This is a genomic window from Bradyrhizobium sp. ma5 (assembly GCF_042258955.1).
Lineage (GTDB): Bacteria > Pseudomonadota > Alphaproteobacteria > Rhizobiales > Xanthobacteraceae > Bradyrhizobium.
This window is the reverse complement of sequence record NZ_CP170156.1, coordinates 2,484,643-2,510,549: the sequence shown is the minus strand read 5'-3', so window position 1 is coordinate 2,510,549 and position 25,907 is coordinate 2,484,643. Positions and strand designations below refer to the sequence as shown.

Annotated in this window: 25 protein-coding genes; 11 read left to right on the top strand and 14 right to left on the bottom strand. The window is 65.1% G+C overall.

Annotated features, from left to right (window positions below; all coding sequences use genetic code 11):
* Position 1: 1 nt before the first annotated feature.
* Complete coding sequence (locus ACE103_RS11595; protein ID WP_375779520.1) at positions 2-1,201, bottom strand: amino acid ABC transporter permease; 1,200 nt, start codon at positions 1,199-1,201, stop codon at positions 2-4.
* Positions 1,202-1,307: 106 nt separating this feature from the next.
* On the opposite strand from ACE103_RS11595, the gene ACE103_RS11590 reads away from it, so the two are divergent.
* From ACE103_RS11590 to ACE103_RS11570, 5 genes are all read left to right on the top strand, one after another.
* Positions 1,308-2,183 (top strand): MurR/RpiR family transcriptional regulator, encoded by an 876-nt coding sequence (locus ACE103_RS11590; protein ID WP_375779519.1) that lies wholly within the window; start codon positions 1,308-1,310, stop codon positions 2,181-2,183.
* A gap of 5 nt (positions 2,184-2,188) precedes the next feature.
* On the top strand, positions 2,189-3,538 hold the full coding sequence (locus ACE103_RS11585) for an aspartate aminotransferase family protein (RefSeq protein ID WP_375779518.1): 1,350 nt from the start codon (positions 2,189-2,191) through the stop codon (positions 3,536-3,538).
* A gap of 13 nt (positions 3,539-3,551) precedes the next feature.
* Positions 3,552-4,562, top strand: coding sequence for an amino acid ABC transporter substrate-binding protein (locus tag ACE103_RS11580; RefSeq protein ID WP_223969915.1), 1,011 nt, complete (start codon positions 3,552-3,554; stop codon positions 4,560-4,562).
* A gap of 183 nt (positions 4,563-4,745) precedes the next feature.
* Positions 4,746-5,381 carry an aspartate/glutamate racemase family protein gene (locus ACE103_RS11575; RefSeq protein ID WP_375779517.1) on the top strand — a complete coding sequence of 212 codons (636 nt, stop codon included), beginning with the start codon at positions 4,746-4,748 and terminating at the stop codon, positions 5,379-5,381.
* Between the two features lie 178 nt (positions 5,382-5,559).
* Positions 5,560-6,510, top strand: coding sequence for a YiiG family protein (locus tag ACE103_RS11570; RefSeq protein ID WP_375779516.1), 951 nt, complete (start codon positions 5,560-5,562; stop codon positions 6,508-6,510).
* Positions 6,511-6,686: 176 nt separating this feature from the next.
* Here ACE103_RS11570 and ACE103_RS11565 read toward each other — a convergent pair whose 3' ends face one another.
* On the bottom strand, positions 6,687-8,021 hold the full coding sequence (locus ACE103_RS11565; protein WP_375779515.1) for an MFS transporter: 1,335 nt from the start codon (positions 8,019-8,021) through the stop codon (positions 6,687-6,689).
* Positions 8,022-8,335: 314 nt separating this feature from the next.
* Here ACE103_RS11565 and ACE103_RS11560 point away from each other — a divergent pair, with 314 nt between their 5' ends.
* Positions 8,336-9,535, top strand: coding sequence for a multidrug effflux MFS transporter (locus ACE103_RS11560; RefSeq protein ID WP_375781092.1), 1,200 nt, complete (start codon positions 8,336-8,338; stop codon positions 9,533-9,535).
* Positions 9,536-9,642: 107 nt separating this feature from the next.
* Here the strand turns inward: ACE103_RS11560 and ACE103_RS11555 are convergent, their stop codons facing one another.
* Entirely contained in the window at positions 9,643-10,077 is a 435-nt protein-coding gene (locus ACE103_RS11555; RefSeq protein WP_375779514.1) for a DUF983 domain-containing protein, read from the bottom strand.
* A gap of 72 nt (positions 10,078-10,149) precedes the next feature.
* On the opposite strand from ACE103_RS11555, the gene ACE103_RS11550 reads away from it, so the two are divergent.
* Both ACE103_RS11550 and ACE103_RS11545 read left to right on the top strand, forming a co-directional pair.
* Positions 10,150-11,526, top strand: coding sequence for a PLP-dependent aminotransferase family protein (locus ACE103_RS11550; RefSeq protein WP_375779513.1), 1,377 nt, complete (start codon positions 10,150-10,152; stop codon positions 11,524-11,526).
* A gap of 107 nt (positions 11,527-11,633) precedes the next feature.
* Entirely contained in the window at positions 11,634-12,932 is a 1,299-nt protein-coding gene (locus tag ACE103_RS11545) for a serine hydrolase domain-containing protein (RefSeq protein WP_375779512.1), read from the top strand.
* A gap of 121 nt (positions 12,933-13,053) precedes the next feature.
* Here the strand turns inward: ACE103_RS11545 and ACE103_RS11540 are convergent, their stop codons facing one another.
* Positions 13,054-13,275 carry a hypothetical protein gene (locus tag ACE103_RS11540; protein WP_375779511.1) on the bottom strand — a complete coding sequence of 74 codons (222 nt, stop codon included), beginning with the start codon at positions 13,273-13,275 and terminating at the stop codon, positions 13,054-13,056.
* 160 nt (positions 13,276-13,435) lie between these two features.
* Between ACE103_RS11540 and ACE103_RS11535 the strand changes: the two genes are divergently transcribed.
* Positions 13,436-14,431: a hypothetical protein gene (locus ACE103_RS11535; RefSeq protein ID WP_375779510.1), complete on the top strand. Its 996-nt coding sequence runs from the start codon at positions 13,436-13,438 to the stop codon at positions 14,429-14,431.
* 54 nt (positions 14,432-14,485) lie between these two features.
* On the opposite strand, the gene ACE103_RS11530 is transcribed toward ACE103_RS11535, so the two are convergent.
* The 4 genes from ACE103_RS11530 to ACE103_RS11515 form a co-directional block, all read right to left on the bottom strand.
* The gene (locus tag ACE103_RS11530; RefSeq protein WP_375779509.1) at positions 14,486-14,953 is read right to left on the bottom strand and encodes a MarR family winged helix-turn-helix transcriptional regulator; all 468 of its coding nucleotides are present in this window, start codon (positions 14,951-14,953) and stop codon (positions 14,486-14,488) included.
* Positions 14,950-15,375, bottom strand: a complete 426-nt coding sequence (locus ACE103_RS11525; protein WP_375779508.1) for an EVE domain-containing protein — start codon at positions 15,373-15,375, stop codon at positions 14,950-14,952. Before ACE103_RS11525 ends, ACE103_RS11530 begins: the two co-directional genes overlap by 4 nt.
* Positions 15,372-15,800, bottom strand: coding sequence for an SRPBCC family protein (locus tag ACE103_RS11520; protein WP_375779507.1), 429 nt, complete (start codon positions 15,798-15,800; stop codon positions 15,372-15,374). The genes ACE103_RS11525 and ACE103_RS11520 overlap by 4 nt, the downstream gene beginning before the upstream one ends.
* A gap of 102 nt (positions 15,801-15,902) precedes the next feature.
* The gene (locus ACE103_RS11515) at positions 15,903-17,135 is read right to left on the bottom strand and encodes a rhodanese-like domain-containing protein (RefSeq protein WP_375779506.1); all 1,233 of its coding nucleotides are present in this window, start codon (positions 17,133-17,135) and stop codon (positions 15,903-15,905) included.
* A gap of 245 nt (positions 17,136-17,380) precedes the next feature.
* On the opposite strand from ACE103_RS11515, the gene glgC reads away from it, so the two are divergent.
* Entirely contained in the window at positions 17,381-18,643 is a 1,263-nt protein-coding gene (gene glgC, locus ACE103_RS11510; RefSeq protein ID WP_375779505.1) for a glucose-1-phosphate adenylyltransferase, read from the top strand.
* The gene (gene glgA, locus ACE103_RS11505; RefSeq protein ID WP_375779504.1) at positions 18,640-20,094 is read left to right on the top strand and encodes a glycogen synthase GlgA; all 1,455 of its coding nucleotides are present in this window, start codon (positions 18,640-18,642) and stop codon (positions 20,092-20,094) included. The genes glgC and glgA overlap by 4 nt, the downstream gene beginning before the upstream one ends.
* A gap of 7 nt (positions 20,095-20,101) precedes the next feature.
* On the opposite strand, the gene ACE103_RS11500 is transcribed toward glgA, so the two are convergent.
* The 6 genes from ACE103_RS11500 to ACE103_RS11475 form a co-directional block, all read right to left on the bottom strand.
* Positions 20,102-20,434 carry a hypothetical protein gene (locus ACE103_RS11500; RefSeq protein ID WP_375779503.1) on the bottom strand — a complete coding sequence of 111 codons (333 nt, stop codon included), beginning with the start codon at positions 20,432-20,434 and terminating at the stop codon, positions 20,102-20,104.
* A gap of 131 nt (positions 20,435-20,565) precedes the next feature.
* On the bottom strand, positions 20,566-21,729 hold the full coding sequence (locus tag ACE103_RS11495; RefSeq protein ID WP_375779502.1) for a serine hydrolase: 1,164 nt from the start codon (positions 21,727-21,729) through the stop codon (positions 20,566-20,568).
* Between the two features lie 527 nt (positions 21,730-22,256).
* Positions 22,257-22,745 carry a DUF417 family protein gene (locus ACE103_RS11490; protein WP_375779501.1) on the bottom strand — a complete coding sequence of 163 codons (489 nt, stop codon included), beginning with the start codon at positions 22,743-22,745 and terminating at the stop codon, positions 22,257-22,259.
* A 162-nt stretch (positions 22,746-22,907) separates the two neighbouring features.
* Positions 22,908-24,125 carry an ABC transporter substrate-binding protein gene (locus ACE103_RS11485; protein WP_375779500.1) on the bottom strand — a complete coding sequence of 406 codons (1,218 nt, stop codon included), beginning with the start codon at positions 24,123-24,125 and terminating at the stop codon, positions 22,908-22,910.
* Positions 24,126-24,151: 26 nt separating this feature from the next.
* A complete protein-coding gene (locus ACE103_RS11480; protein ID WP_375779499.1) occupies positions 24,152-25,126 on the bottom strand; it encodes an NAD(P)H-dependent flavin oxidoreductase in 975 nt (324 codons plus the stop codon).
* A gap of 2 nt (positions 25,127-25,128) precedes the next feature.
* Positions 25,129-25,902: a crotonase/enoyl-CoA hydratase family protein gene (locus ACE103_RS11475; RefSeq protein WP_375779498.1), complete on the bottom strand. Its 774-nt coding sequence runs from the start codon at positions 25,900-25,902 to the stop codon at positions 25,129-25,131.
* Positions 25,903-25,907 lie beyond the last annotated feature (5 nt).

The window sequence follows — 25,907 nt, the reverse complement described above, 5'->3', positions numbered from 1 at the left end:
CTCAGCGCTCCACCAGCGCGATCCGCGCATTGTACCAGTTCATGAACAGGCTGATGCCGAGGCTGATGGTGAGGAACACCATCATGATCAGCGCAATCGACTCGATCGCCTGCCCGGTCTGGTTCAACGTGGTGTTGGCGATCGAGACGATGTCCTGGTAGCCGACCGCGACCGCGAGCGAGGAATTTTTGGTCAGGTTCAGATACTGGCTGGTCATCGGCGGGATAATGACGCGCAGCGCCTGCGGCAACACGATGTGCTGCAAGACGAAGCCGCGCTTCAGCCCGAGCGCCTTGGCGGCCTCCGACTGGCCGTGCGGCACCGCCTGAATGCCGCTGCGCACGATCTCGGCGATGAACGCCGAGGTGTAGGTGACGAGCGCGATCAGCAGCGCAAAATATTCCGGCGCCAGCGTCAGCCCGCCGACGAAATTGAAGCCGCGCAGCTCGGGCAGCATGATGCTCCAGCTCGCGCCCAGAAGCCACGACACCAGCAGGGGCAGCGCGACCACGAGGCCGAGCGCGTAGGGCCACGCCGGCCGCGCTCTGCCGTCGAGCATCTGCTGCGCGACCAAGCGGCGCCTGATGAGATGGAGCGTGATGAGACCCGCGACCAGCGCAAGGATCGTCCACCAATTGGCCTCATGCAACGGGACCGACGGCAGGATGAGCCCGCGGTTGGAAAGGAACACGCCCTCGACCGGCTTCCACGCCTGGCGCGCCGCCGGCAGGCCCTGCATCACCACGTACCAGAACAACAGCTGCAGCAGCAGCGGCAGATCGCGCAGCACCTCGACATAGACGGCGGCGAGCCGCGCCAGCAGCCAGTTCGAGGACAGCCGCGCGATGCCGACCAGCGTGCCGATCACGGTCGCCAGCACGATGCCGATCACAGCAACGCGCAGCGTGTTGACGATGCCGACGATGAAGGCGCGCATGTAAGTGTTCTTCGGCGAGTAATCGATCCAGGAATCCGCGATCGGCATGCCGGCTTCGCGGCCGAGGAAGGCAAATCCGGTCGAGATGCGCCGCACCGAGAGATTATGGACCGCGTTCGACCACAGCCACGCGACGATGGCGACCGCGATGGCGACCACCAGGACCTGCCAGAACAGGCCGGCGACGCGGGGATCGCTGAGCGATAGCCGCCAGGGCCGGCTTGGAGCCCGGGCGGGAGGGTGGTTCGGCGTCGATGTCGTCACAGCACAGGATCCTCTGAGAAGCGATCTTCTGCCATGCGCAAGAGCGTATTCCGGGCTGCGCACTTCATATGTTGCACCAAATTGATATTCGTGCAACATATGTTTCATGGCCCAGGCTCAGCCGAAACCATCGCCCCTGAACGAATTGTGCAGCGCATTGCCGTCGCTGCCGATGCGTTTGCAGGAGGTCGGGCGTTTTGTCGCAGCCAATGATTACGACGCCACCACCCGCTCGATGCGCGAACTCGCCTCGGTCGCCGGCGCCGATCCTGCATCCTTCACCCGTCTTGCCAAGGCGCTCGGCTATTCCGGCTGGGACGAATTGCGCGCCGCACTTACCGAAGCGCGAAGGCCGGCACAGGGCTCGCCGTTCTCCGGCCGCGCCAAAAGCCGCCGCGCCGGGCCGAATGCTGATGTCCGGCTGGTGCACGACAAGATCGAGGCCGAAGCCGCGGGCCTTGCGCGGATTTCCGCGAGCGCGATCGCGGAGGCCGCGCGTGCGCTGCACGCCGCCAACCGGATCTGGATCACGGGCTTTCGCAGCTGCCGCAGCGTTGCAGAACTGCTGACCTACCAGCTTCGCCTGTTCCGCCCCGACGCCGTGCAGCTGGTCGGAGGCTCCGGCCCGTTCGATCTCGACCACGGCGCCTTCCGCTCAGGCGACGCGGTGGTCGTGATCGGTTTTGCGCCCTACACCCTGGTCAGCGTCGAGACGGCGCGTGCAGCGCATCAGGCGCACGCCACGCTGATCGCGATCGCCGACACGATCAGCGCGCCGATGGCCGAGGGCGCCGATCATCTCCTGCTGTTCGAGGCCGCCTCCTCGCCCGGCTTCTTTCCGAGCCTCACCGGCGCGATCGCCGTCGCCCAGTCGCTGGCCGCCGTCGCCTTCACGCTGGGCGGTGCGAGCGCGAAGCGCAAGCTGGAGCAGACCGAAGGCCGGCTTGCCGAGATGTCGCAATATTTTGTCGAGAAAGGATGAGTATCATGGCAGCCAACAAGAGCCGCGTGATGCATCGCAGCCTGCGCGAGACCCCGCCGAAGGCAATCGGCGGTGACGGCGTCTGGCTGATCGCGGAAGACGGCCACCGCATTCTCGATTCCTCCGGCGGCGCCGCCGTCTCCTGCCTCGGGCATCAGCACCCGCGCATCCTGGCCGCGATCGCAAAGCAGGCTTCAAAAATTGCCTATGCGCATACCGGCTTCTTCTCCTCCGAGCCCGCGGAGGAGCTCGCCGAGCGGCTGGTCGGCCACGAGCCCGGCGGCCTCGGCTATGTCTACTTCGTCAGCGGCGGGTCGGAGGCAATCGAGGCCTCGATCAAGCTGGCGCGACAATATTTCATCGAGCGCGGCGAGCCGAAGCGCGCCCGCTTCATCGCGCGCCGCCAGAGCTATCACGGCAACACGCTCGGCGCGCTGTCGGCCGGCGGCAATGCCTGGCGCCGCGAGCCCTATGCGCCGCTGCTGTCGCCCTCGTTCAGTCACGTCACGCCGGCTTTTGCCTATCACGAGAAGCGCGACGATGAATCGGAGGCCGCGTTCGTCGCGCGGCTCGCCGCTGAGCTCGAGGCGGAATTCCAGCGGCTCGGCCCCGAAAATGTTGCGGCCTTCATCGCCGAGCCCGTGGTCGGCGCCACCGCTGGCTGCGTGCCGGCGCCGGAAGGCTACTTCAAGGCGGTGCGCGAGGTCTGCAACCGCCACGGCGCGCTGTTGATCCTCGACGAGGTGATGTGCGGCATGGGCCGCACCGGTACGCTGCATGCGTGGGAACAGGAAGGCATCTCGCCGGACATCCAGGCGGTCGCCAAGGGCCTCGGCGGCGGCTACCAGCCGATCGGTGCGATGCTTGCGAGCGGCGCCATCGTCGACACCGTGCGCAACGGCTCCGGCGCGTTCCAGCACGGCCACACTTATCTGGCGCATCCGCTCGCCTGCGCCGCCGCGCTCGAGGTGCAGAAGGTGATCAGCGAGGAGAAGCTACTCGATCAGGTCAAGGCGCGCGGCCGCCAGCTCGAGCAGCGGCTCACCGAGCGCTTCGGCAATCACCGCCATGTCGGCGACATCAGGGGCCGCGGCCTGTTCTGGGGGATCGAGCTGGTCGCCGACCGCGGCACGCGGCAGCCGTTCGACCCCAAGCTGAAGTTGCATCAGCGGATCAAGTCCACGGCCTTCACCGGCGGGCTCGGCTGCTATCCGTCCGGCGGCACCGCTGACGGCCAGCGCGGCGACCATGTGCTGCTCGCCCCGCCCTATATCGCAACTTCCGGCGACATCGACATGATCGTCGAAAGACTAGGCGCTGCGGTAGACAGCGCGCTCAAGGACATTGGTCATTAGCAGGAGGTGTAAAATGTACAGGGGATTGATCACGACAGCTGTTCTCGTCGCAGGCATCGCGAGCGCAAGCGCGGCGACGCTCGACACCATCAAGCAGCGCGGCACGCTGGTGTGCGGCGTTTCGACCGGCTTTGCCGGCTTCTCGGCGCCGGACTCGCAGGGTAATTTCAAGGGCCTCGATGTCGACTATTGCCGCGCGCTCGCCGCAGGCGTGCTCGGCGATGCCAACAAGGTGCGCTACGTCGCGCTGACCGCGCAGAACCGCTTCACCGCGCTGCAATCCGGCGAGATCGACGTGCTGTACCGCAACTCGACGCAGACCTATCTGCGCGGCACCACGCTCGGCCTGCGCCAGGGCCCCGTCAATTTCTACGACGGTCAGGGTTTTGTGGTGAAGAAGGACCTCGGCGTGAAGGAGCTGAAGGATCTCAAGGGCGCCACCGTCTGCGTCGCGCAGGGCACCACGCATGAGGTGACGCTCGGCGACTACGGTCGCGCCAACGGCATCGACTGGAAGCCTTTGGTGTTCGATCGCCCCGACACCATGTACCAGACCTTCTTCGGCGGCCGCTGCGATGCCATGACCCAGGACGCCTCGGCGCTCGCCGGCGCGGTCGCAACTGCGGCGCCGAAGGCCGACGACTATGTCGTGCTGCCGCAGACCATCAGCAAGGAGCCGCTCGGCCCGTTCACCCGCAACGGCGACGAGGTCTGGAGCGACATCATCACCTGGCTGCATTACGGCCTGGTCGAAGCCGAAGAGCTCGGCGTGACGCAGGCCAATGTCGACGAAATGACGAAGTCGCAGGTCCCGGCGATCCAGCGCCTGCTCGGCGCGTCCGGCGATCTCGGCTCGCGGCTCGGCCTCGACAACAAATGGCTGGTCGCGGCGATCAAGGCCGGCGGCAATTACGGCGAGATCTTCGAGCGCAATGTCGGCAAGGCGAGCCCCCTGAAGCTCGAACGCGGCCTCAACGGCACCTGGAGCAAGGGTGGCTTGATGTATGCGATCCCGTTCAAGTAACGCTTCTTGTTACCTCTCCCGCTCGCGGGGAGAGGTCGTCGTTCAAGCGCAGCTTGAATGACGGATGAGAGGGAGCCTCCGCATATCCCCCTCTGACTTGTTACGACGATAGAGCCCCTCACCCCTGCCCTCTCCCCGCGAAGGGCGGGGAGAGGGAGAGAAGGCAGAGGCAGTAGCAACCCCATGCGCATCACGCTCATTCACGCCCTAAAGCACTCGATCGTGCCGATCGAGGCGTCATTCGCAAAACATTGGCCGGAGGCGCGGCTGATGAACCTGCTCGACGACAGCCTGTCGGCCGACCTTGCGCGCGACGGCAAGCTCAGCGAGCGCATGACCGAGCGTTTCCTCACCATGGGCCGCTACGCGGCAAGCACCGGCGCCAACGGCATTCTCTTCACCTGCTCGGCGTTCGGACCCTGCATCGAGGCAGTGGCGCGCGCGCACGCGCCGATGCCCGTGTTGAAGCCGAACGAAGCGATGATCGAGCAGGCGGTCGCGAAGGGAAAGCGCATCGGCCTGCTCTCGACCTTCCCGCCAACGCTGGTGTCGATGCCGCCGGAGTTTCCAGCGTCGGTCACGCTGGTGCCGAAACTCGCCGAGGGCGCGCTGGCGGCGCTGGATCGCGGCGACCGCGCCGAGCACGACCGCATCGTGGTCGAGGCCGCGAAGGATTTGCGCGACTGCAATCTGATCGCGCTCGCGCAATACAGCATGGCGCCGGCGGCCGAGCGCGTCGCCGAGGTCACCGGCCGCGAGGTGCTGACGACGCCCGACAGCGCGGTCAAGAAGCTGAAGGCGCTGCTCGGAATCAAGTAGGCGCGCCCGTGATCGCCAGGTTCGGGTGGTAGTGGCTTTCGGCCCGTAGCCGACAAATAAATCTATCGATAATGTGCCGCGCGGCCTCGGCGGAGGCTCGTGACGTAATCTTCTGCTGTCACATTATTTTCCTAGGCTGAGGCGGCCGACTGCCGGCCGAGATGAGGGCAAACTCCCGATGCGAAATACCTCTATCCTTGTGATTGCAGCCATCGTTGCGCTTCTCGAACCGGCTGCCGCCCAACAGTCCCCGCCCGCGTCGTCGGCGAGCGCCTCCTCCGCGCAATTGACGCAAAAGGTGAACGCCTATGTCGGGTGCATCAACCGTCTCTCGGCGCGATCGTACGAATCCCGCGAACGTTACTTTTCCTGGGCGGCCAAAAGCGGGCCCACCGGCAAGGAGCGGATCATCTACGGCACCTACACGATCTACGACACCTCCGACTGCAAGGCGGGCGTCGCAGCCGCCAATGCAATGGACCCGTATGATGCCGGGCTCGAAGCCGCGGCGAATGCATATGTTGCGGCCGTCACCACGCTCGAGCCGCTGTTGAAGGAGGCGGACGACTACTACACCCAGGAGAACTACAAGGACGACAAGATGGCCAAGGGCAAGGCGCTGCATCCGCGCCTGGTCGCGGCATGGGATGCGTTTGCCGGCGCCGACAAGGCGCTGCGCGCCGGCGTCGAGGCAATCAATGACAATCGCGCAGCCGAGCAGCTGGCCGCAATCGAGGCGAGCGAAGGCCGCAAGTCGCACTACTATGTCGAGGCCCTGATGATCCAGGCCAAACGCGTGCTTCGCGCCCAGCAGGCCGACAAGCCCGACCTCGACGCGATCACCCAGGCGCTCAACGAATATGAGGCCACGGTGAAGGCAACCGAGGAGGCCTCGGGCAAGGACGGCGACCTCAAGCTCGGCTCGATGTTCATCGGCAGCGCCAAATCATTCCTCACCACGGCGAAGCAGCTGATGCGCCGCGTTCGCGACAAGGTGCCTTACAGCTCCGGCGAGAAGATGATGCTGAGCAACGCCGGCGCGGGCTGGATGGTGGAAGGATCGCCGGCCCGGCTGATGCGCGACTACAATCAGCTCGTCGACGGCTACAACCGCGGCGCCCGCATCTGAGTGGCGGCACCCGATGTTGCGGGCTGGGATGGCCGGCGATGCTCCTGGGGCGATCATCACTGTCATTGCGAGCGCAGCGAAGCAATCCATCGCGCCGCATATGCGGATCAATGGATTGCTTCGTCGCTATCGCTCCTCGCAATGACGGATCCAGCTGGCAGTCCGCGTTGGAGTGCTCACGCCCCCGCGTCGTTCACGTTTAGATCGACGCCCTGCGGATCCTTGATGGTCGACACCGTGATCAGCGAGATCAGCGACAGCACCGCGATATAGACGCCGACCCGCCAGGACTGGCCGTAGGTGCCGATGATCCATTGCGCGATCATCGGCGCGAAGGCGCCGCCGAAGATGGCGCCGAGCGCATAGCCGATCGAGACGCCGGAATAGCGCACCTTGGCAGGAAACAGCTCGGCATAGAGCGCGGCCTGCGGGCCATAGGACAAACCAAGCGCAATGGTGAGGCCGACGGCGCTGATGAAGAACAGCAGCAGATTCTTGCTGTCGATCAAAAACCACATCGGCACCGCCCACAGCACCATCAGGGAATAGCCGATCTGGAAGCAGCGCACGCGGCCGATCTTGTCGCCGAGGATGCCGCCGAGCAGCGTGAAGATGAACCAGCTCACTGCCGCCAGCGTGCCGATCAGCAGCAGCTGCTCGGACGGCATCTTCAGCGTGTTGGTGCCGTAGCTGATGACGAACGCGATCAGGATGTAACCGGCCGCATTGTTGGCCATGAAGATCAACGCGGTGCGCAGGATCTCCTTGCTGTGATTGCGCATCAATTCGCGCAGCGGCGCGGAGGATTCCTTGTGCCGCCGCTGCATCGCCAGGAATACCGGGGACTCTTCGACCGTACGGCGGATCACGATGCCGACCACGATCAGGAGGATCGAGAGCAGGAACGGAATGCGCCAGCCCCATTCGATCATCGCCTGCTTTCCGAGCGTAGCCGTCAGCACCCACAGCACGCCGGTTGCCAGGATCATGCCGAGCGGCGTGCCGATCTGCGGAAACGAGCCGAAGAAGCTGCGCTTGTCGTGTGGTGCCGATTCCACCGACATCAGCGCCGCGCCGCCCCACTCGCCACCGGCCGAGAAGCCCTGCAGGATGCGAAGCAGAATAAGGAGTGCCGGTGCCCAGGCGCCGATCTGCGCGTAGGTCGGCAGCAGGCCGACCAGCGCAGTCGCAGCGCCCATCAAGAGCAGCGTGACGACCAGCATGTTCTTGCGGCCGAAGCGATCGCCGAGATGACCACAGACGATGGCCCCGAGCGGACGGAACAGGAATGAGAGGCCGAGCGTCGCGAACGAGATGATCTGTGCCAGCAGCGGATTGTTCGCATTCATCGGCGCGAAGAACAGCGCACCGAACACCAGGCCCGCGGCCTGGGCATAGACGAAGAAGTCGTACCACTCGATGGTGGTGCCGACGAGCGTTGCGGTGAGAACCTTGCGCTCCTCATCCGACAGCGTCGCGCCGCGCGAGCGCGCGGAGATTTCGATGGACATGTGGCCTCCCCAAACCCGTTCTTGGCCGTACGGGCGTGATCGGCCGCGATGCGCCTGCCCGCACGGATGCTGGTACCGGGATAGCAGAGCTTCCGGCGCGGGACGAGGAAAATAGTTGCACCAGCAACGATAATGCGCCAACCCATGGCCTTGGAGCCGGTTCCATGACCCGGCTACCTCACCCGCCGCCGACGGTCTCCCATCCCAAAACGCCGATTGTGCAATGCAGCAAGACCGCTATGCTGGGAGTTTCCAAGAGGTTTTAAGTGTCTGACATCAATGCCGATGCCTGGGTGTCCTCAGGCCACCGCCCGATGGGCTTTCCGGAATTCGTCGTCGTCATTGCCTCCATCATGGCGCTCAACCCGCTGGCGATGGACATGATGCTGCCGGCGCTGCCGAACATCCGCTCCGCGTTCCAAATCGCCGACGCCAACCGTCCGCAGATGGTGCTGTCGATCTTCCTGGTCGGCTTCGGCGTCGGCCAGTTCGTGATGGGCCCGCTGTCGGACCGTTTCGGCCGCCGCCCGGTGCTGCTCGGCGGCATGGCCGTCTACACCATCGCCGGTCTGCTCGCGATCATGGCGCCCTCGTTCGAGACGCTGCTCCTGGCGCGCGCGCTGCAAGGGCTCGGCACCGCGGCGACCCGCGTGATCGCCACTTCGATCGTGCGCGACTGCTACGCCGGACGGCGGATGGCGAGCGTGATGTCGCTGGCGATGATGGTGTTCATCGCGGTGCCCGTGATCGCGCCGTCATTCGGCCAGGCGGTGATGCTGCTGACCCACTGGCGCGGCATCTTCGTGCTCTTGATGATCTATGGCGTGATCGCGCTCGCCTGGAGCGCGATGCGGATGCCGGAGACGCTGCCGCTCGAGCTGCGCAAGTCGCTCGCAATTCCGGAGGTGCTCTCAGCATTCCGCCAGACCGTCACCAACCGCCAGACGCTCGGCTACGCGCTCGCCGCCGGCGGCGTGCAGGGCTCGCTGTTTGCCTTCGTGTTCTCCTCGCAGCAGATCTTCACCGAGGTCTTCAAGCTCGGACATTACTTCCCGGTCGCCTTCGCCGCCTGCGCGGTCGGGGTCGCGATCGCCGGCTTCCTCAATTCGCGCATTGTCGGCCGCATCGGCATGCGGGTGATCTCGCACGCCGCGCTGACCGGCTTTGCCGTCGTCGCCGGCGCGCTGTTCCTCGCAGTGAAGACCGACACGCTGTCGCTGCCGCTGTTCATGGTGCTGGCGGGCCTGATGATGTTCGCGTTCGGGCTGATGATGGCGAACTTCACTGCGCTCGCGATGGAGCCGCAAGGCAAGATCGCCGGCACCGCGTCCTCGCTCTACGGTACCATCACCACCCTGCTCGGGATCGGCGTCGGCACCACGATCGGCCAGGATTACGACGGGACGCTGCTGCCGTTCGCCACCGGCTTCTTCCTCTGCACGCTGGCCGCGCTTGCCGTGGTGCTGGTGACGGAAAAGGGCCGCATGTTCCGGCCGCATCATCATCCGATTTGACGATCCGTAGCCCGGATGCAGCGAAGCGCAATCCGGGGTTCGTCGTGCGCGCAAGACTGTCCCGGATCACGCTTCGCTTCATCCGGGCTACACTTCCGTAGTTGGTTTCAGGCTTCGCGAGCCCGCCCGGCATTGCTTCGCGCCCGCACCGGCGCCCCTGCACGCCGCGTCGCCGCAAACCCCTCCATCCCCAGCTTCCATTGCAATCCGACGATCGCGCCCTTGGTCGGCTGCAGCAGTCCCAGCGCGCTGAACAGCGTGAACGGCAGCCAGATCGCCAGTTGCAGCCAGGCCGGCGGCGCGTAGGTCATTTCCATCCAGAGCAACGCCGGCACCACGACGTGGCCGACCACGACGATCACGAGATAGGCCGGGAAATCGTCCGCGCGCTGCGGGGTGAAATCCTCGCCGCACACCTCGCAATTATCCGCCACCTTGAGGAAGCGGCCGAACAGATGGCCGCGTCCGCAGTTCGGGCACTTCATCGTAAAGCCGCGCCACATCGCCTTTGGCAGGGAAACCGTCTCGGTCATTGTCGTCATCCTTGACCTGCTCTGACGATCCATACAATATGCCTCATAGAGCATACAATCAAAGACAAAGCGCTGGATTGCATGGATTGGATCCCTACAGTTTCGGAATGGCACGGCCCGATGTTCCTGCGCATCGTCGATGCGCTCGCCGCCGACATCGCAAGCGGCCGGCTGGTCCGTGGCCAGCGGCTGCCGACCCATCGTGCGCTGGCGTCGGCGCTCGATATCGATCTCACCACGGTGACGCGCGCCTATGGTGAGGCGCGGCGGCGCGGGCTGCTCGACGCCCGGGTCGGACAAGGCACCTTCGTCTCGGAGACCACCGCGCGCGCGGCGTCCGAGCTATCAGCCCCCGTCAACATCGACCTCTCGATGAACCTGCCGCCGCAGCCGGTGGAGGCCACTCTCGATCTGCGCATCGCGCAAGGGTTGGCGACCATTCGCTCCGAGGCCGGATTTTCAGCCTATCTCGGTTATACGCGTCCCGGCGGCACCGCCGACGAACGCGAAGCCGGCGCCGCGTGGCTGCAGCCGCGCGCGCCACAGGCATCGGCCGACCGGATCGTGATCTATCCGGGGTCGCAGGCGATCATCTTCAACGCGCTGCTGGCGCTGACCTCGCCCGGCGATGTCGTGGTGACGGAGGCGTTGACGTTTCCCGGCATCAAGGCGGCTGCGGCGCGGCTCGACGTCCGCCTCGTCGGCGTTGCGATGGACGCTGAGGGCGCCCGTCCCGACGCGCTCGACGAGGCCTGCCGCAAGCACAAGCCGAAGGCGGTGTATCTGGTGCCAACGCAACAGAACCCGACCACGGCGACGATGGGCGCGTCGCGGCGCAAGGCGATCGCCGACATCATCAGCAAGCGCGGCTGCGTCCTGATCGAGGACGATGTCTACGGCCCGCTCGAACCCCAGGTGGCGCCGATCGCAACCCTGATTCCTGAGCGCACCTACCTCGCCGCGAGCATTGCGAAATGCATCGCACCGGCCTTGCGCGTTGCCTATCTGCTGGCGCCCGATGCGAACGCCGAGCAACGGATGCGCGCCGGCATGCAGGCCACCATGCAGATGCCGCCCTCGCTGATGGTCGCGCTGGTCACGCAATGGCTGCGCTCCGGCGTCGCCGCCGACGTCATCCGCGCCATCCGCAACGAGGCGGCCGCGCGCCAGCAGCTCGCGGCCCGCTTCCTCAAAGGCGTCGCCTATGCGGCGCGGCCGGCGAGCCACCATCTCTGGATGCCGTTGCCGAAGCATTTCGACGGCACCGACCTGCTGTCGCATCTGATGCGCAACGGTCTCGCGGTGGTCGGCGAAGACGCCTTTGCGGCAGGCGATGCCGCGCCGCGCGGCCTCCGCGTCTCGCTCGGTGCCGCCCGCAACCGTGCCGAGCTGAGCCAGGCGCTGCAGGTGCTGTCGAATGCCGTGCGCACGCCGGTCGGCGCCACGCAAATTGTATAAATTTCGACCATCGTTAGGGAATAAACTCGCCCGAAAATGATTATGGTGCGGGGGCGCCTGCGCTAAAACTGCGGCGTTCATGGCATCAGGCAGGGGCGGGCTTTTCAATGTCGTGCAGATATGACCGGACAGCGCGGCGTGCCGTGCGGACGCTTCGCGGGGCTGCAACCGCGATCGGGTGTCTTGCACTTGTCACATCTAGCGCGGCCCACGCCACCGACGCCCCTGCCCCATCGCCGGAGAAGCTCGAACGCATCACCGCGTTCTTCGACAACGAGGTCGCGACAGGAAAAATTCCAGGCGCCGCCATCCTGATCCAGCAGCACGGCAAGCCGGTCTATCTGAAGACCTTCGGCTATCGCGACGTCACGACCAAGTCGCCGATGCGGCCGGACACGATGTTCGCGCTGCATTCGATGACCAAACCGATCACCAACACCGCCGCAATGATGCTGGTCGACGAAGGGAAGCTATCGCCGCAGGACCCGCTGTCGAAATACATTCCGGCCTTCGCCGACGTGAAGGTCGGTATCGAGCCGGATGGCGGCAACGATCTCGGCAAGCTCGAGCTGGTGCCGCCGATCCGCCCGGTCATGATCGAGGACCTGATGCGGCACACCTCGGGCATCACCTACGAATATATCGGCGCCGACTGGATCCAGAAGCTCTACCGCAACGGACATCTGTTCGACGGCAAGTTCGACAACAAGGAATTCGTGGCGCGGCTAGCCAAGCTGCCGCTGTCGCGGCAGCCCGGCACGATGTGGCGCTACGGTCATTCCACCGACGTGCTCGGCCGGGTGGTCGAGATCGTCGTGGGCAAGTCGCTCTATCAGTTCGAGAAGGAGCGCATCTTCGATCCCCTGAAGATGAACGACACCAGATATGTGCTCGATGCGGAAACCGAACGGACGCGGCTGGCCGAACCATTGCCCTCGGACACGATCCTGATCGCGGGGGAGAACGACCGGCGCGCGCATCCGGAGTGGGAATCCGGCGGCGGCGGCCTAGTGTCGACCATCCTCGATTATGCGCGCTTCGCGCAAATGCTGCTCAATGGCGGCGAGCTCGACGGCAAGCGCTATCTCAGCCCTGCCGCCTTCAAGACCATGACAACGGATCATATCGGACCGGGCTCCGGGGTCGGCCGCGACTATTGGTACTTCCCTGGCGACGGTTTCGGTTACGGTTACGGCATCGCTGTGCGCACTGATCCCGGCATTGCCAAGCCACCGCCGCCCGGCTCGATCGGCGAATTGAAATGGGACAGCGGCAGCGGCACCTATTTCGGCGTCGATCCGAAGCTCGACATGATCTACATTATGCTCGAGCAGACCCAGAACGAACGCCAGCGCATCACGCCGGCGTTCCGGAAACTGGTCTACGACGCGTTTAGCCCGGACTAGGTTCCGCAGCAACTTCGTCATTGCGAGGAGTGAAGCGACGAAGCAATCCATCTATCCGCGAGCAAACGGATGGACGGATTGCTTCGCTTCGCTCGCAATGACGCGATTGAGAGCCCCCGCCCTACGACTTCCGCCGAACCGGTTCCTGTCTGCGCCGTGCTGCTGCCGCGATCAGGCTCGTGGTGCATTCGTTGCAGACGAACGCACATTCATCCGTAAACAAGCCGATCCGTGGTTCGAATCCGATCGCACCATCGTCGGCGAGCCCGTCGATGACACCGCCGCAGCACACGCATTGGTGGCACGCCGCCAACTCCCGTTCCATGCCGAGCCCTCCGGTCATCGCTGCTTCCCTCACGCTATATACTATCGTATATATCGAGACGACAAGGCAGGCGGGTGAACAATCCGGTCGGGAACCCTGCAGACAACAACCATCGACCGGAGACGATCGCCTCACAATTCCTGCCTGGTCCAACCAGGTTCATCGAGGAAACGCGATCATGATAAAAATGAATGGCGACGCGGGACATCCGCGCGCAACGGGAGAACTGCTCAAGATCCGCCGCGCATCGCTAGCGGCCATTATCCTTGCGCTCGGCACGGCCGGCATAGCGCGCGCCGAAACCACTCCGGTCGGAGTTCCCGACAAGAGTTTCCCGGAGAGCGTGACCTCGACCTCCGACGGGACGCTTTACGTCGGCAGCTTCAACCTCGGCGGCGTAACGAAGATTTCCGGCGGCAAGGCCGAGCAACTCGTCAAGCCGGGTGCCGGCGACAGCCGCTCGACGCTCGGCGTACTCGCCGACGAGAAGAGCGGCACGCTCTATGTCTGCTCCAACGACATCTCTGGCTTCGGCGTCGCCGGGCCGAGCGACGTCAAGGGCGCCTGGCTGAAGACCTTCGATCTCAAGAGCGGCGCGCCGAAGGGCAGCTTTGCCCTGAGCGATCCGAAATCGCTTTGCAACGACATCGTGGTCGGCGCAGACGGCACCGCCTATGTCAGCGATTCCTTCACGCCGATCGTCTACAGCCTGAAGCCGGGCGGCACCGCGCTGGCGACGTTCGCTACCGACCCGCAGCTCGCGCCGGCCAAGGACGGCGTCGGGCTCGACGGCATCGCGATCGGCGCCGACGGCAACCTCTATGTCACGACCTTCGTTCCGGCAAAGCTGTTCAAGATCGAGATCAAGGACGGCAAGGCCGGCGCGGTGACGGAGCTGAAGCCGTCGCGGCCGCTCGATCATGCCGACGCGTTGCGCGCCCATGGCGGCGGTCTCCTGCTGATCGAGGGCAATGGCAAGCTCGACAAGGTCACGGTGAATGGCAGCGAGGCCACCATCGACACCATCAAGGATGGTCTCGCCGAGCCGGTCTCGGTGACGCAGATCGGAGATGTCGGCTGGGTCGCCGAGGGCAAGCTGTCCTACGTGATCGGCGACAACAAGGGCAAGGACCCCGGCCCGTTCAAGCTGACGCCGGTGGCATTGCCGAAGTAGGAAGCCAGGTTCGGCGATCGGCGCGCGGGATGGGCGAACAGCCTGCCCCGCGCGCTATTCGTCCTTTGCGAGCGCCTGCAGGAGCTTGACGAGGCCGCCCGCATCATCGGCAACCGCACGAAAGAAGGCGGCATCGGTTTGCTCGACGACCACCACCGCCCTCTGCGCCAGTGCGCGCCCGGCGCTGGTGACGACGATCATCTTCGCACGCGGATCGTCGGGGTGCGTCCGTCGCGTCAGATATTTCAGGGATTCGAGCGAGCGCACAATTTGCGATGTCGTCATCGGATCGACACCGGTGAGTTCGCCGATCCGCGTCTGCGTCAAGGTTTCCTTCTCGCCGAACCAGGTGGCGCAGGCCAGGATGACGAATTGGGAATGTGTCAGGCCGAGTGGCTGCAGCGCCGCACGTTGGCGGCGCTGCCAGGCGTTCGAGACGCGCCACAGCAGGAAGCCCGGGCTCTCGGCCGGACCGGAAAAGCGCGTCGGCAACGGCGGGTCGGTGGGTTTTCGGGTATTCATGCCGCCGCGGTACCTCTCACGTCCATGGCGCGCGCAATGGTGGCAAAATCACCTGCTGTCAGCAACAGATGTCCCCGACGCAGGGCCATGCCCCAGTTTGGGGAAGCACAGAGCGCGAGGCGGTCCTTGAGATCGTCCAGCATCACCTCGCGTGCGGCCTCGTAGCGCACGCGGCGGCGAAACGGCACGAAGCCGCCGCCCATATCGTATTTGTAAACCTCGTCATCGGCGATCCGGCCGATCGCCGTGAATGCGCGCAGCGCTTCTCCGCCCATTTCGATCGTCGGCGAATAATAGATCAACCAGTCGCCCGCGCGCATGCGCCGCAGCGCCTGCGCCTTGCCGTGGCACAATTGTGCAAAGCCGCCCGCAAGGCCGCGTTGCACGTGGCTGCGCGACACCACACCGAGCCAGCCGGTCATGACCGCTTGCCCTCCGCGGCGGCCACGAGCGCAGCCAGAACGGCGGGGAAGTCGGCCGAAATCATCGGGCCGATCTCGGCTGCGCCCTCGCCTTGTGCGTCGACCGCGTAGGTGATGCGCGTGCGCGACGAATCCAGCCGCTCGATCCGATGCGCGACCGCAATCACGAGATCGCCGACGCGGGTCTCGTCGACGAAGCACTCGTTCTCGCGCACCTCCGTGAGCACCGACCGAAGCGCCGCCTCGCCGGGCGGCTTCATGACAAAGCTGGTGCCGGCGGTAAATGGCCCCTCGAGCGCGATCGACTCGATCCCGGCGTTCCAGCGTGTCCACCCGGGAACATCCTGGAACAGCGCCCAGATCTCCTCCGGGCTCGCGGCCGTCTCGATGTCGAGTTGGGTCCGCCAGACAGGTCGTGCGTTCATGCGCTCTCTCCCTCTTTAATATGTACGCTTATTATAAGCACACTTAGTATTGAAATGCAAGTGCTTCCCGTCACCCCGGCTGGCCGACCAAATCTGCCGTTATCAGATCACATAAAACCCGTGCGTGCCGTCACGGCGCAGCTGGTCGACGAGGCCGTACTCCCAATCGAGATAGGCCTGCATCGCCTGCTCCGCGACGCCGGTGCCTTCATAGGGACGACGATAGCGGTGCGCGGGATCGGGCCTCGGCACGACATGCGGCGGACCGATTTCGAGCCGGCCCTCATAGCCGCCCTCGAGCACGTAGACCTCCCAGCCCATCTGCGCGAGCCAGGACGCCGTCATGTCGGCGCGGACGCTCTTGTCGTCGGTCAGCGCAATGCGCGCGCCGCGCACCGGCGCGGCCATATCGATTTCCTGCACCAGCTGGCCGCCCGCATAGTGGCCGAAGCCGGTCAGATGACCGGCGGCATATTCCTCGGCGTCGCGCACGTCGAAGCGATACAGCGTGCGGCGCGCATCATTTTCCAGCGCGGCGAGTTCAGCCGCGCCGATGTGGCGGACGCCGGCGCGATAGGCCACGTCGCGCGCATTGTCGGCGGCGCCCTCGAACGGCCCGACGTCGCCGCGCTTGCCGGCGCCGTGTTCGAGCTCGTGTTTCGCCAACGTCCAGCCGATCGTGCCGTTGCGCAGCGCCCGCACCTTGTTCGACAGTCCGGCATTGATCAGCGACTGCGTGCCGATGATCGAGCGGGTGCGGCCGGCGCAGTTGACGATGATGGTGGTGTCGGGATCGGGCGCCGCGCGGCCTGCGCGCAGCACCAGCTCCGCGCCGGGCACGCTGACCGAGCCCGGGATGTTCATGGTGGCATATTCGTCGAACCGACGCACATCGAGGATCGCGATGTTGGCCTTGTCCGATATCAGCGCGGCGACCTCGTCGGCGCTGAGTGAAGGCGTGTGCCTGCGCGACTCGACCAGTTCGCCGAACGCCTTGGCGTAGGAATTGACGTCCTCGAACACCTCGTAGCCGGCCGCCTTCCAGCCCTGCAGGCCGCCCCCGAGCGCCGCAACGTTTTCATAGCCCAGCGCCTGCAACTCGCCGGCCGCGGCAGCGACCAGTCCCTCGCCATTGTCATAGAGAACGATCGGCACGTCCTTGCGCGGCAGTCGCAGCTCGGCTTCGAGCACGATCCGGCCGGCCGCCATGTTGGCGGCAAACAGCGGATGGCCGGTGGCGAATTCCGCCTCATGCCTGACATCGAGCAGCGCTATCTCTTGGCGCAGCAACAGCGTTGCACGGATGTTCTGGGGTGTGACGGACAAAACTGTCATGAGATGCAGGCCTTGGGCGGGAAAATTCGCAGGCCTGCTCTAGGCCGAAATCGCGCGCCGTCAATAGCCTTAACCGGTCCGCAACCCCGATCTTCGCGAGCCACGGTTCGGGAACGAAAATCCGCCATCCCGCTTTGCCCAACCGGGGCGCGCTTGCTACGTTCCAAGCGGCCCCGTTGCGCCCGATCAGGCCTTCCGGACAAGAGAAGGTAGCGGGGCCAGCCTGAAGTCCTGGGAGGATGACCATGAGACCAGTCGGAAATGAACCATTGTCGCGTCACGCCCTCGCTTTCGTGCTGGCCGGCGGACGCGGCAGCAGACTTCAGGAGCTCACCGACAAGCGCGCCAAGCCAGCGGTGTATTTCGGCGGCAAATCCCGCATCATCGATTTCGCGCTCTCCAATGCAGTGAACTCCGGCATCCGCCGCATCGCGGTGGCGACCCAGTACAAGGCGCACAGCCTGATCCGGCATCTCCAAGGCGGCTGGAACTTCTTTCGCCCGGAGCGGAACGAGAGTTTCGACATCCTGCCTGCGAGCCAGCGCGTCTCCGAGACGATGTGGTATGTCGGCACGGCGGATGCGGTCTATCAGAACATCGACATCATCGAGGCACACGGCACCAAGTACATTTTGGTGCTGGCCGGTGATCACGTCTACAAGATGGACTACGAGATCATGCTGAAGCAGCATGTCGAAAGCGGCGCCGACGTCACGGTCGGCTGCCTCGAAATGCCGCGCACGGAGTCCTCTGGCTTCGGCGTCATGCATATCGACGAGAACGGCCTGATCCAGTCGTTCCTGGAGAAGCCGGCCGATCCGCCGCCGATGCCCGGCAAGCCCGACAAGTCGCTGGCCAGCATGGGTATCTATGTCTTCAATTCGGAATTCCTGTTCGACGAATTGCGCCGCGATGCGGCCGACCCGAACTCAGCCCACGACTTCGGCAAGGACATCATCCCCTATATCGTGAAGCACGGCCGGGCGATCGCGCATCAGTTCAACGATTCCTGCGTCCGTTCCGGCGACGATCCCCGCTCCTACTGGCGCGATGCCGGCACCGTCGACGCCTATTGGGGCGCCAACATCGATCTCACCGACGTGGTGCCCGAGCTCGACCTCTACGATCGGTCATGGCCAATCTGGACCTATGCCGAGATCACGCCGCCCGCCAAGTTCGTCCACGACGAGGACGGACGGCGCGGCCAGGCGGTGACCTCGCTGGTCTCGGGCGCCTGCATCATCTCGGGCGCGGCGCTGCGTCGGTCGCTGCTGTTCACCGGTGTCCACGTCAATTCCTACGCCAGTGTCGAGAACGCGGTGATCATGCCCTATGTGAATGTCGGCCGCGGCGCGCGGCTCCGAAACGTCGTGATCGATCGCGGCGTGCGGATTCCGGAAGGGCTCGTGGTCGGCGAGGATCCCGAATTCGACGGCAAGCGCTTCCGCACCACCGAGAACGGGATCACGCTGATCACGCAATCGATGATCGACAGGATCCCGACATGACGCCGATCCGCGTCCTCGCGGTCGCCTCCGAAATCTACCCGATCGTCAAGACCGGCGGCCTCGCCGACGTGGTCGGCGCGCTGCCGGCGGCGCTGAAGCAGCACGGCGTCGCCACGCGGACGCTGGTGCCCGGCTATCCCGATGTGCTGAAGGCGCTGGCCTCGGCGGAAACGCTGCTGCACTGGGGCGAATTCTACGGCGGGCCGATCCGCGTGCTCGGCGGCTCGCATGGCGGCCTCGACCTTCTCGCCCTCGACGCGCCGCATCTCTATGCGCGCCCCGGCAATCCCTATGTCGGCCCCGACGGACGCGACTGGCCCGACAACGGCATCCGCTTCGCGGCGCTGTCGCGGATGGCGGCCGAAATCGGCCGGGGTGCAATCGAGAGCTTCGTCCCCGACATCGTGCATGCGCATGACTGGCAGGCCGGGCTCGCGCCGGCCTATCTGCATTACGGTGGGCAGCCGCGGCCGGGCACGGTGATGACCGTGCACAACCTCGCCTATCAAGGGCAATTCTCGCCGGACATGCTGGCTGCATTCGGCCTGCCGGGCGAGGCCTATTCGCTTCACGGCGTCGAATATTACGGCACCATCAGCCTGTTGAAGGCCGGCCTGCAATTTGCCGACCGCATCACCACGGTGTCGCCGACCTATGCGCAGGAGATCCAGAGCGACGAAGGCGGCATGGGGCTCGGCGGCCTGCTCCGCGAACGCGCCGACGTGCTGAGCGGCATCCTCAACGGCATCGACATCGATGTGTGGAATCCGGCGACCGATCCCGCGATCGCGGCACGCTTCAGCGCCGCGCAAATCGCGGAGCGCGCAGCCAACAAGGCGGCGCTGCAGCGCCGCTTCGGGCTCGATCCGGCGCCGGATGCGATGCTGCTCGGCGTCATCAGCCGACTGTCATGGCAGAAGGGCCTCGACCTGCTGCTGGAGAACATTCCGACGTTGCTCGGCGAAGGCATTCAGCTCGCGCTGCTCGGAAGCGGCGATCGCGATCTGCAGGATCGCTACACCGTGCTGGCGCGCGACAATCCGGGGCGGATCGCGGTCGTGATCGGCTATGACGAGGCGCTGGCTCATCTGATCCAGGCAGGCTCCGATGCGCTCGCGGTGCCGTCGCGGTTCGAGCCGTGCGGCCTCACCCAGCTCTGCGCGCTGCGCTACGGCGCGGTCCCGGTCGTTGCCAATGTCGGCGGCCTTGCCGACACCGTGCTGGGCTTCGACGAAGCCGCGATCACCGGCAGTGCCGCAACCGGCGTCAAGTTCGCACCCGTGACCTCGGAGGCGCTCGCCCACGGCTTGCGCACGGCGAACCTGCTGTTCAACGACAAGGTGACCTGGCGCCGGCTGCAACAGGCCGGCATGGCCACCGATGTCTCCTGGCACAATCGCGCCGGCCGCTACGCCGCGCTCTATCGCGAGCTCGCCGCCGCGCGAGGATGACGCGCGATCAGTTCAACAGATCGCAGGACGCGATGCGGTTGATGTCGGCGAGGCGGCGGTCGGGATTGCCCTTGAGATCAAGGCTCGCGACGAGATCGAGCAGGCGGCCATAGGCGCGGTCGGCGATCGCGACCGGCAGCGGCTCCTCGTCGAAGATTTCGACGTAATTGCCGACGAGGCCGCTCAGAAGCCGGCAAACGCCGCGTTGCTCCGGGTCGTCCTTGCCTAGGGTCTCGATTTTTTGCTGGAAGGTCCTGAAGGTTCGCAAACCGTGCGGCTGTTGCGAAAGCCAAGTATGCAGATCAGGAGCGTGCAAATCAGAATTTTGTAAATCAGTCATATCAGCCTCTTCAAGTAGGAGAAGAAGCTACCGGTTTATATAGCCGATCACGGTTCTGCGCCACGACGATTTTTGCATGCATCCCCTGCCCGGCCGCGCAGGCCGTGTCATCCGATTGGCACGCCGCACCGCTAATGTATCTGGGTTTTGATGAGATCCGCGAGTGCCGGCAGGATCCTGTAGCGCGCGATCTCGTGCGGATAGTCGCCGCGATTGGCGAGCAGCACGATGCCGAACCTATGCGCCGGGACCAGGCCGATATAGGCCGAGGCATTGTTGAGGCCGCCAGGCTTGTCGATGACGGTGACACCGTCCAGCCGTACATGCTCCCACGCCATCGCCTGCCCGAACTTCGCATCGACACGAAAACTCTCGTGCATGGTCATCTGCAATGCGGCGCGCAGTTCGGGATCGATCACGGCGCCGTCGAGACAGGCGCGCAGTAAAATGCCGAGATCGCGCGCCGACGAGAACATCTGGCCGGTGCCGGGAAAATCGTAATAGCTCTGCTGATTGCCGGGCGGGCCGATCACCGCGCCGTCGTGGGAGTACCCCTGGACCATGCGCTGCATGATCTGCTGCGCCAGTGCCGCGCGATTGTCCTCGCCACGATCCGGAACGAAGGTCGAAGTCATCCCGAGCGGCTTGAGGATACGGCGCTCGATCAACGTCGCGATCGGCATGCGATAGCGCTGCTCCAACACCAGCTGCAGCAGGACATAGCCGGCATGGCTGTAGATGCGCTGCTTGCCCGGCTGCTCTCCTGCCGGGGGCGTCCAGGCATTGAGCATCGCGATGAACTGATCGCGGCTGTAGGTCTCGTTCGGCCATGGCGGATGATCGGTCGGCAGCAGCAGCCCCGATGTATGGTTGACGAGCTCGCCGATCGTGATGCGGCTGATATAGTTGCCTTGCAACTCGGGCAGATATTGGCCGACGGAATCGTCCAGCCGCAATTCACCGCGCTCGGTGCCGAGCGCGACCAGCGTCGCCTCGAACAGCTTGCGCAGCGAGGCGAGGTTGAACAGCGTGTCCGAGGTGACCGGCCGCTTGGCCGTAGTGTCGGCGAGACCGTAGTTGAAGAAGGCGAGCCGGCCCCCGGCATAGACCGCCGCGGCAAGGCCGCCCGGATCGGCCGCGGTCGCGGTTGGCCCCAGCTCCGTCGTGACGATGTCCCTGATCTGCGCATCCATGTCGGAATCAGCCCGCGCCGCCGTCAGCATGCTGGCGGCAAGGGCGAGCAGGACCGCCGCGATCCGGGCGAACAGCCGTTGTCTCAAGAGCCATTGTCTCATGCAGAACGAATTCTGGACGATGTTGCGATGTGACCCGCAGGACCTGTTCAGCCATCGCGAGATGGCGACATCGCGATCCTAGCGATGGAACCCACACGTCCGAATTCACGATCGCGCGTTTTGCACCGTTGCCGGTTCCGCTGGGGAACGGGCGGCCCGATCGCTGTTCCGGCGGTCACACCCGGAAATCACGATCGCGACCGCCCTCCCACTCCAGCCACGGCGCGGGAACTGCAATGGAACTAAAAAATGCTGCGCGTTTGAAAATACGGGGAGCGTGCTTCGACAGAGAGGAAATGCCGACGCTTGCCGGGCTCGCCGCCGATATGTCTGGCTTCGTCACAATCCGCTCCCAACCGGGGATGGTTTCTTTCTAGCAACAATTCGTCAATCAAGGGTTGCGTAGGCCCATGAGATTCGATTGACAAGATACTGCTGCCTGCGACGGATTGTCCTGTTCCCGATGCAGGACGCACGCGATGCCGTGGTTAAGCATGCCTTAACTATCGAACGCGCGGCGCGCGCGCCTATCTGGTCTTCGACCTGACGATCGACCCCGGCAACGACGCCAGCAGCAGCACCAGGCAGACGCAGAGCAGCACGATGTCCTTGAACAGGAACTCGCCGGCCAGGTTCCAGGCCATCGGGTCGGTCGACAGGCTCCATTTCACCACACCGGGTGTCGTGAAAAAGAACGACCAGGTCACCGCGAAGGTGATCACGCCCATCAATGCCCCGATTGCAGACAGGATCGGGCTGAACGCGCCGGCGGCGAGCAGCACGGCGATGCCGAACTCCGTGACGCCGAGCACATAGGCCTCGCCGCGAAGGCCGAACACCGACAGCCACGACACGAACGGGCTGTTGCTGATGAATTGCGCGATGCCTTGCGCCGATTGCAGCGTGAACTTCTGCATGCCGAACGACACGAAGATCACCACCATGACCCAGCGCAGGATCGCGAGCAGACGATAAGACCCCTCGCCCTGTTCGGCGATGTTGAACGATAGATTCATGCGGATGTTTCTTCCCTTGCTGCGATGCCGTCAGCCGCGGTTACGGCGTTCGTGGCAGGATTACGCAGCGCGCCCCGCGCGCGTTACGCGCGGGAGGGTGTCACGTCCTTCACAAGGATGTGCAGAAGAGGTGATCGGCAGGGACGGCGGACGGCCGTAGCCTCAAGCCGCGGTGAGCAACCCGCCGACCTTCTCGTAGGCCTCGCCCTTGAACCGCATCAGCTGAAACTGCTTGATCGGCACATAGTCGCTCGGCGTGGTGTTGAGGGTGATCCCAGGAATCAGCAGCGGGGCGGCGAACTTCTTCAGGTTGGTCGCCTGGTGCAGGATGTTGGCCCGCGTCAGCTGGTCGCCACATTGCCCGATGACGTGGGCGGCGGTTGCCCCGGCGGTGTAGCCGATGGCGTAGAGGTCGTCGGCGCGATCGGCGTTCGGGACGTAGCGGTCGAGGAACGCCATGTATTGCTTCATGTCCGACGTGTCGGCCCAGAGCGGATTGCCGGGGTCCATCCGTGTCGCAAACGCGAGAATGCCTTGCGCGGTCTCGAAACCCGCGGGCTGCAACGTCGCGCGCACCGAGGCGTTGCCGGCACCGAGGAAGATCCGCGGCCGCCACGCGAGCGCAGCCATCTTACGCAGCGCCTGGCTCGCCATCTTGGGGATCGTGATGAGGAACACCACGTCGGCGCCGGACAATTTCATCTGGACGATCTGGGAATCGATAGTCGGGTCGCCGACCGAGTAATTCAGCTCGGAGGTGATCTGCGCGGTCCTGGCGCCCAGACCGGACTTCAGCCCTGCCAGCGTTGCCTTGCCGGCATCGTCGTTCTGATACAGCAGGCCGATCTTCGCATCGGGCATGGTAGCGGCGATGTAGCGGCCGACGACGCCTCCCTCGATCTCGTAGGTCGATCCGCCGACCATGGTCCACGGATCGGCCGCCGGGTCCGACAGCTTGCTGGCGGCCGCTGCAAGGAACAGCTGCGGGACCTTGCGCGCATTCATGTATTTCTGCACGGCGATGTTGCCCGGCATTCCCATCGCGCCTGCGATGAACAGCACCTCGTCGCCTTCGACCAGGCGCCGCGCCGCCTCGACCGATTTCGGCGGGCTGTAGGCGTCGTCATAGTTGATGAACTTGATCTTGCGGCCGTTGATGCCGCCGGTCTCGTTCAGCATGCGGAAATAGGCATCCATGGCGTTGGCGAGGACGCCGAACGACGACACCGGGCCGCTGAGCGGTCCGAACTGCCCGATGCGGATCTCCTGATCGCTGGCGCCGGGATCATAGGAGGCGCCGGCAAATGCCTTGCCGCCAATGGATGCCGCGAGGCCAGAAGCTGCCGTCCCGAGCAGCGTTCGACGGCTGATCGTCTTCATCGGTTTCCTCCACTGGATTGGACGCCTTATGCGGCGCCTCGTTCGAATGCCACGCGATATTGCGCGGCGACCTCGTCGATGATGTCGGCGGCCCCCGTCACCGCCTGCACGCCCGAGACCGAATGACCCGCGCTCCAGACGTCCGCCCAGCGCCGCGGTCCTGCCGCGTCGTTCTTTCCGCCGAACTTTTCGCGCGCGCGCGCTTCCGACACCTGCTCGTCGAGATTTGCGGGATCGAGGCCCGCGGCGACGATCGACGGCCGCAGCATGCTGGTATCGAGGCCGGTGAAGGCCTTCGTCAGCATGATATCGTCGAGTGTGCTGTCGACCAGCATCCGCCGATAGGCCTCGCTGGCCATGCTCTCGCGCGCCGCAATGAAGCGCGTTCCCATATAAGTGAGATCGCAGCCGAGCAGCCGCGCCGCGGCGAGCGCGGTACCGTCCGTCACGCCGCCCGCGAGCACGACCGGGCCGTCGAACATGGCGCGCACCGCGCGCACGAAGGCGAACGGATTGGCCCAGCCGGTCTGCCCGCCGGCACCCGCCGTGAGCAGGATCAAACCATCGGCGCCCGCCTCGATCGCCTTCTCGGCATGACGGAGCGAGGCGATGTCTGCGAACACAAGACAGCCGACGTCATGCAGCGGCTGAACCGCCGCCGCCGGCGAACCGACGCTGGTGATGACCATCTCGACCTTGTGCCGGATGAGACAGGCGAGATCGTCCTTGAAGCGTGGCTGGCGGATGATGAGGTTCGGGCAATGCGGCGCGACCGGCCGGCCGAGATCGGCGACATTGCACTCGATCCGGGTAAGCCAGGCGTCGAGCTCCTCGACCGAGCGGGCGTTCGCGGTCGGAAATGCGCCGATCGCGCCTGAGCGGCAGACCGCCGTCACGAGATCAACGCCGGAGACGCGCAGCATGGGAGCTGCGATCAGCGGCAGACGAAGCCGATCTGCGATCGTAGCGGGAAGTGCGCTCCGGCGGGCAGCGGCCAGCATGATCAGCGTCCCTTCCAGACCGGCTTGCGCTTCTCGGCGAACGCCTTCAGTCCTTCGTTGCGATCCTCGGATTTGAGCGCGCGTTCGGCGATCGGCCCCTGCGCGGTCCACCCCTCTTCGTCGGTCCAATTCGCGGCCTGGAAGATAATCTCCTTTGATGCGGCGAGCGCCGTCGGGCCGTTGACGAGGAGCTCGTTGCCGAAGACAACCGCCGCCTCCAGCGCCTGTCCGGGTTCGACGAGCCGGTTCACGAGGCCGAGGCGTTCAAAGTACTCCGCGCCCTTGAACTGCCCGGTCAGCGCCAGCTCCATCGCGACGTGATAGGGGATCCGCTTCGGCAGCCGGAACAGGCCGCCGCCGATGGCAACGACATTGTGCCGCACTTCCGGCAGGCCCATCTTGGCGTCCCGCGCGGCGACGATGAGATCGCAGGACAGGCAGAGCTCGAGCCCGCCGCCAACGGCATAGCCCTCGACGGCCGCGATCAGCGGCTTGCGCGGCGGCCGGCGAAACAAGCCGAAGCCGCCGCGTTCGGTCACGCCGCGCTCGCCGCGCGCCACCGCCTTGAGATCGGCGCCGGCCGAGAAGTTGCCGCCCGCACCGGTGATGACACCAGCGAACAGCGCATCCTCGGCGTCGAGCAGATCCATCGCATCGGAGATGCCGCGCGCCAGCGCAGCGTTGCAGGCGTTGCGTGCCTCGGGACGATTCAGCGTGACGACCAGGATGTGGCCGCGCCGTTCGGTCAGAACGACCTGTTCATTCTCAGTGGTCATCGATG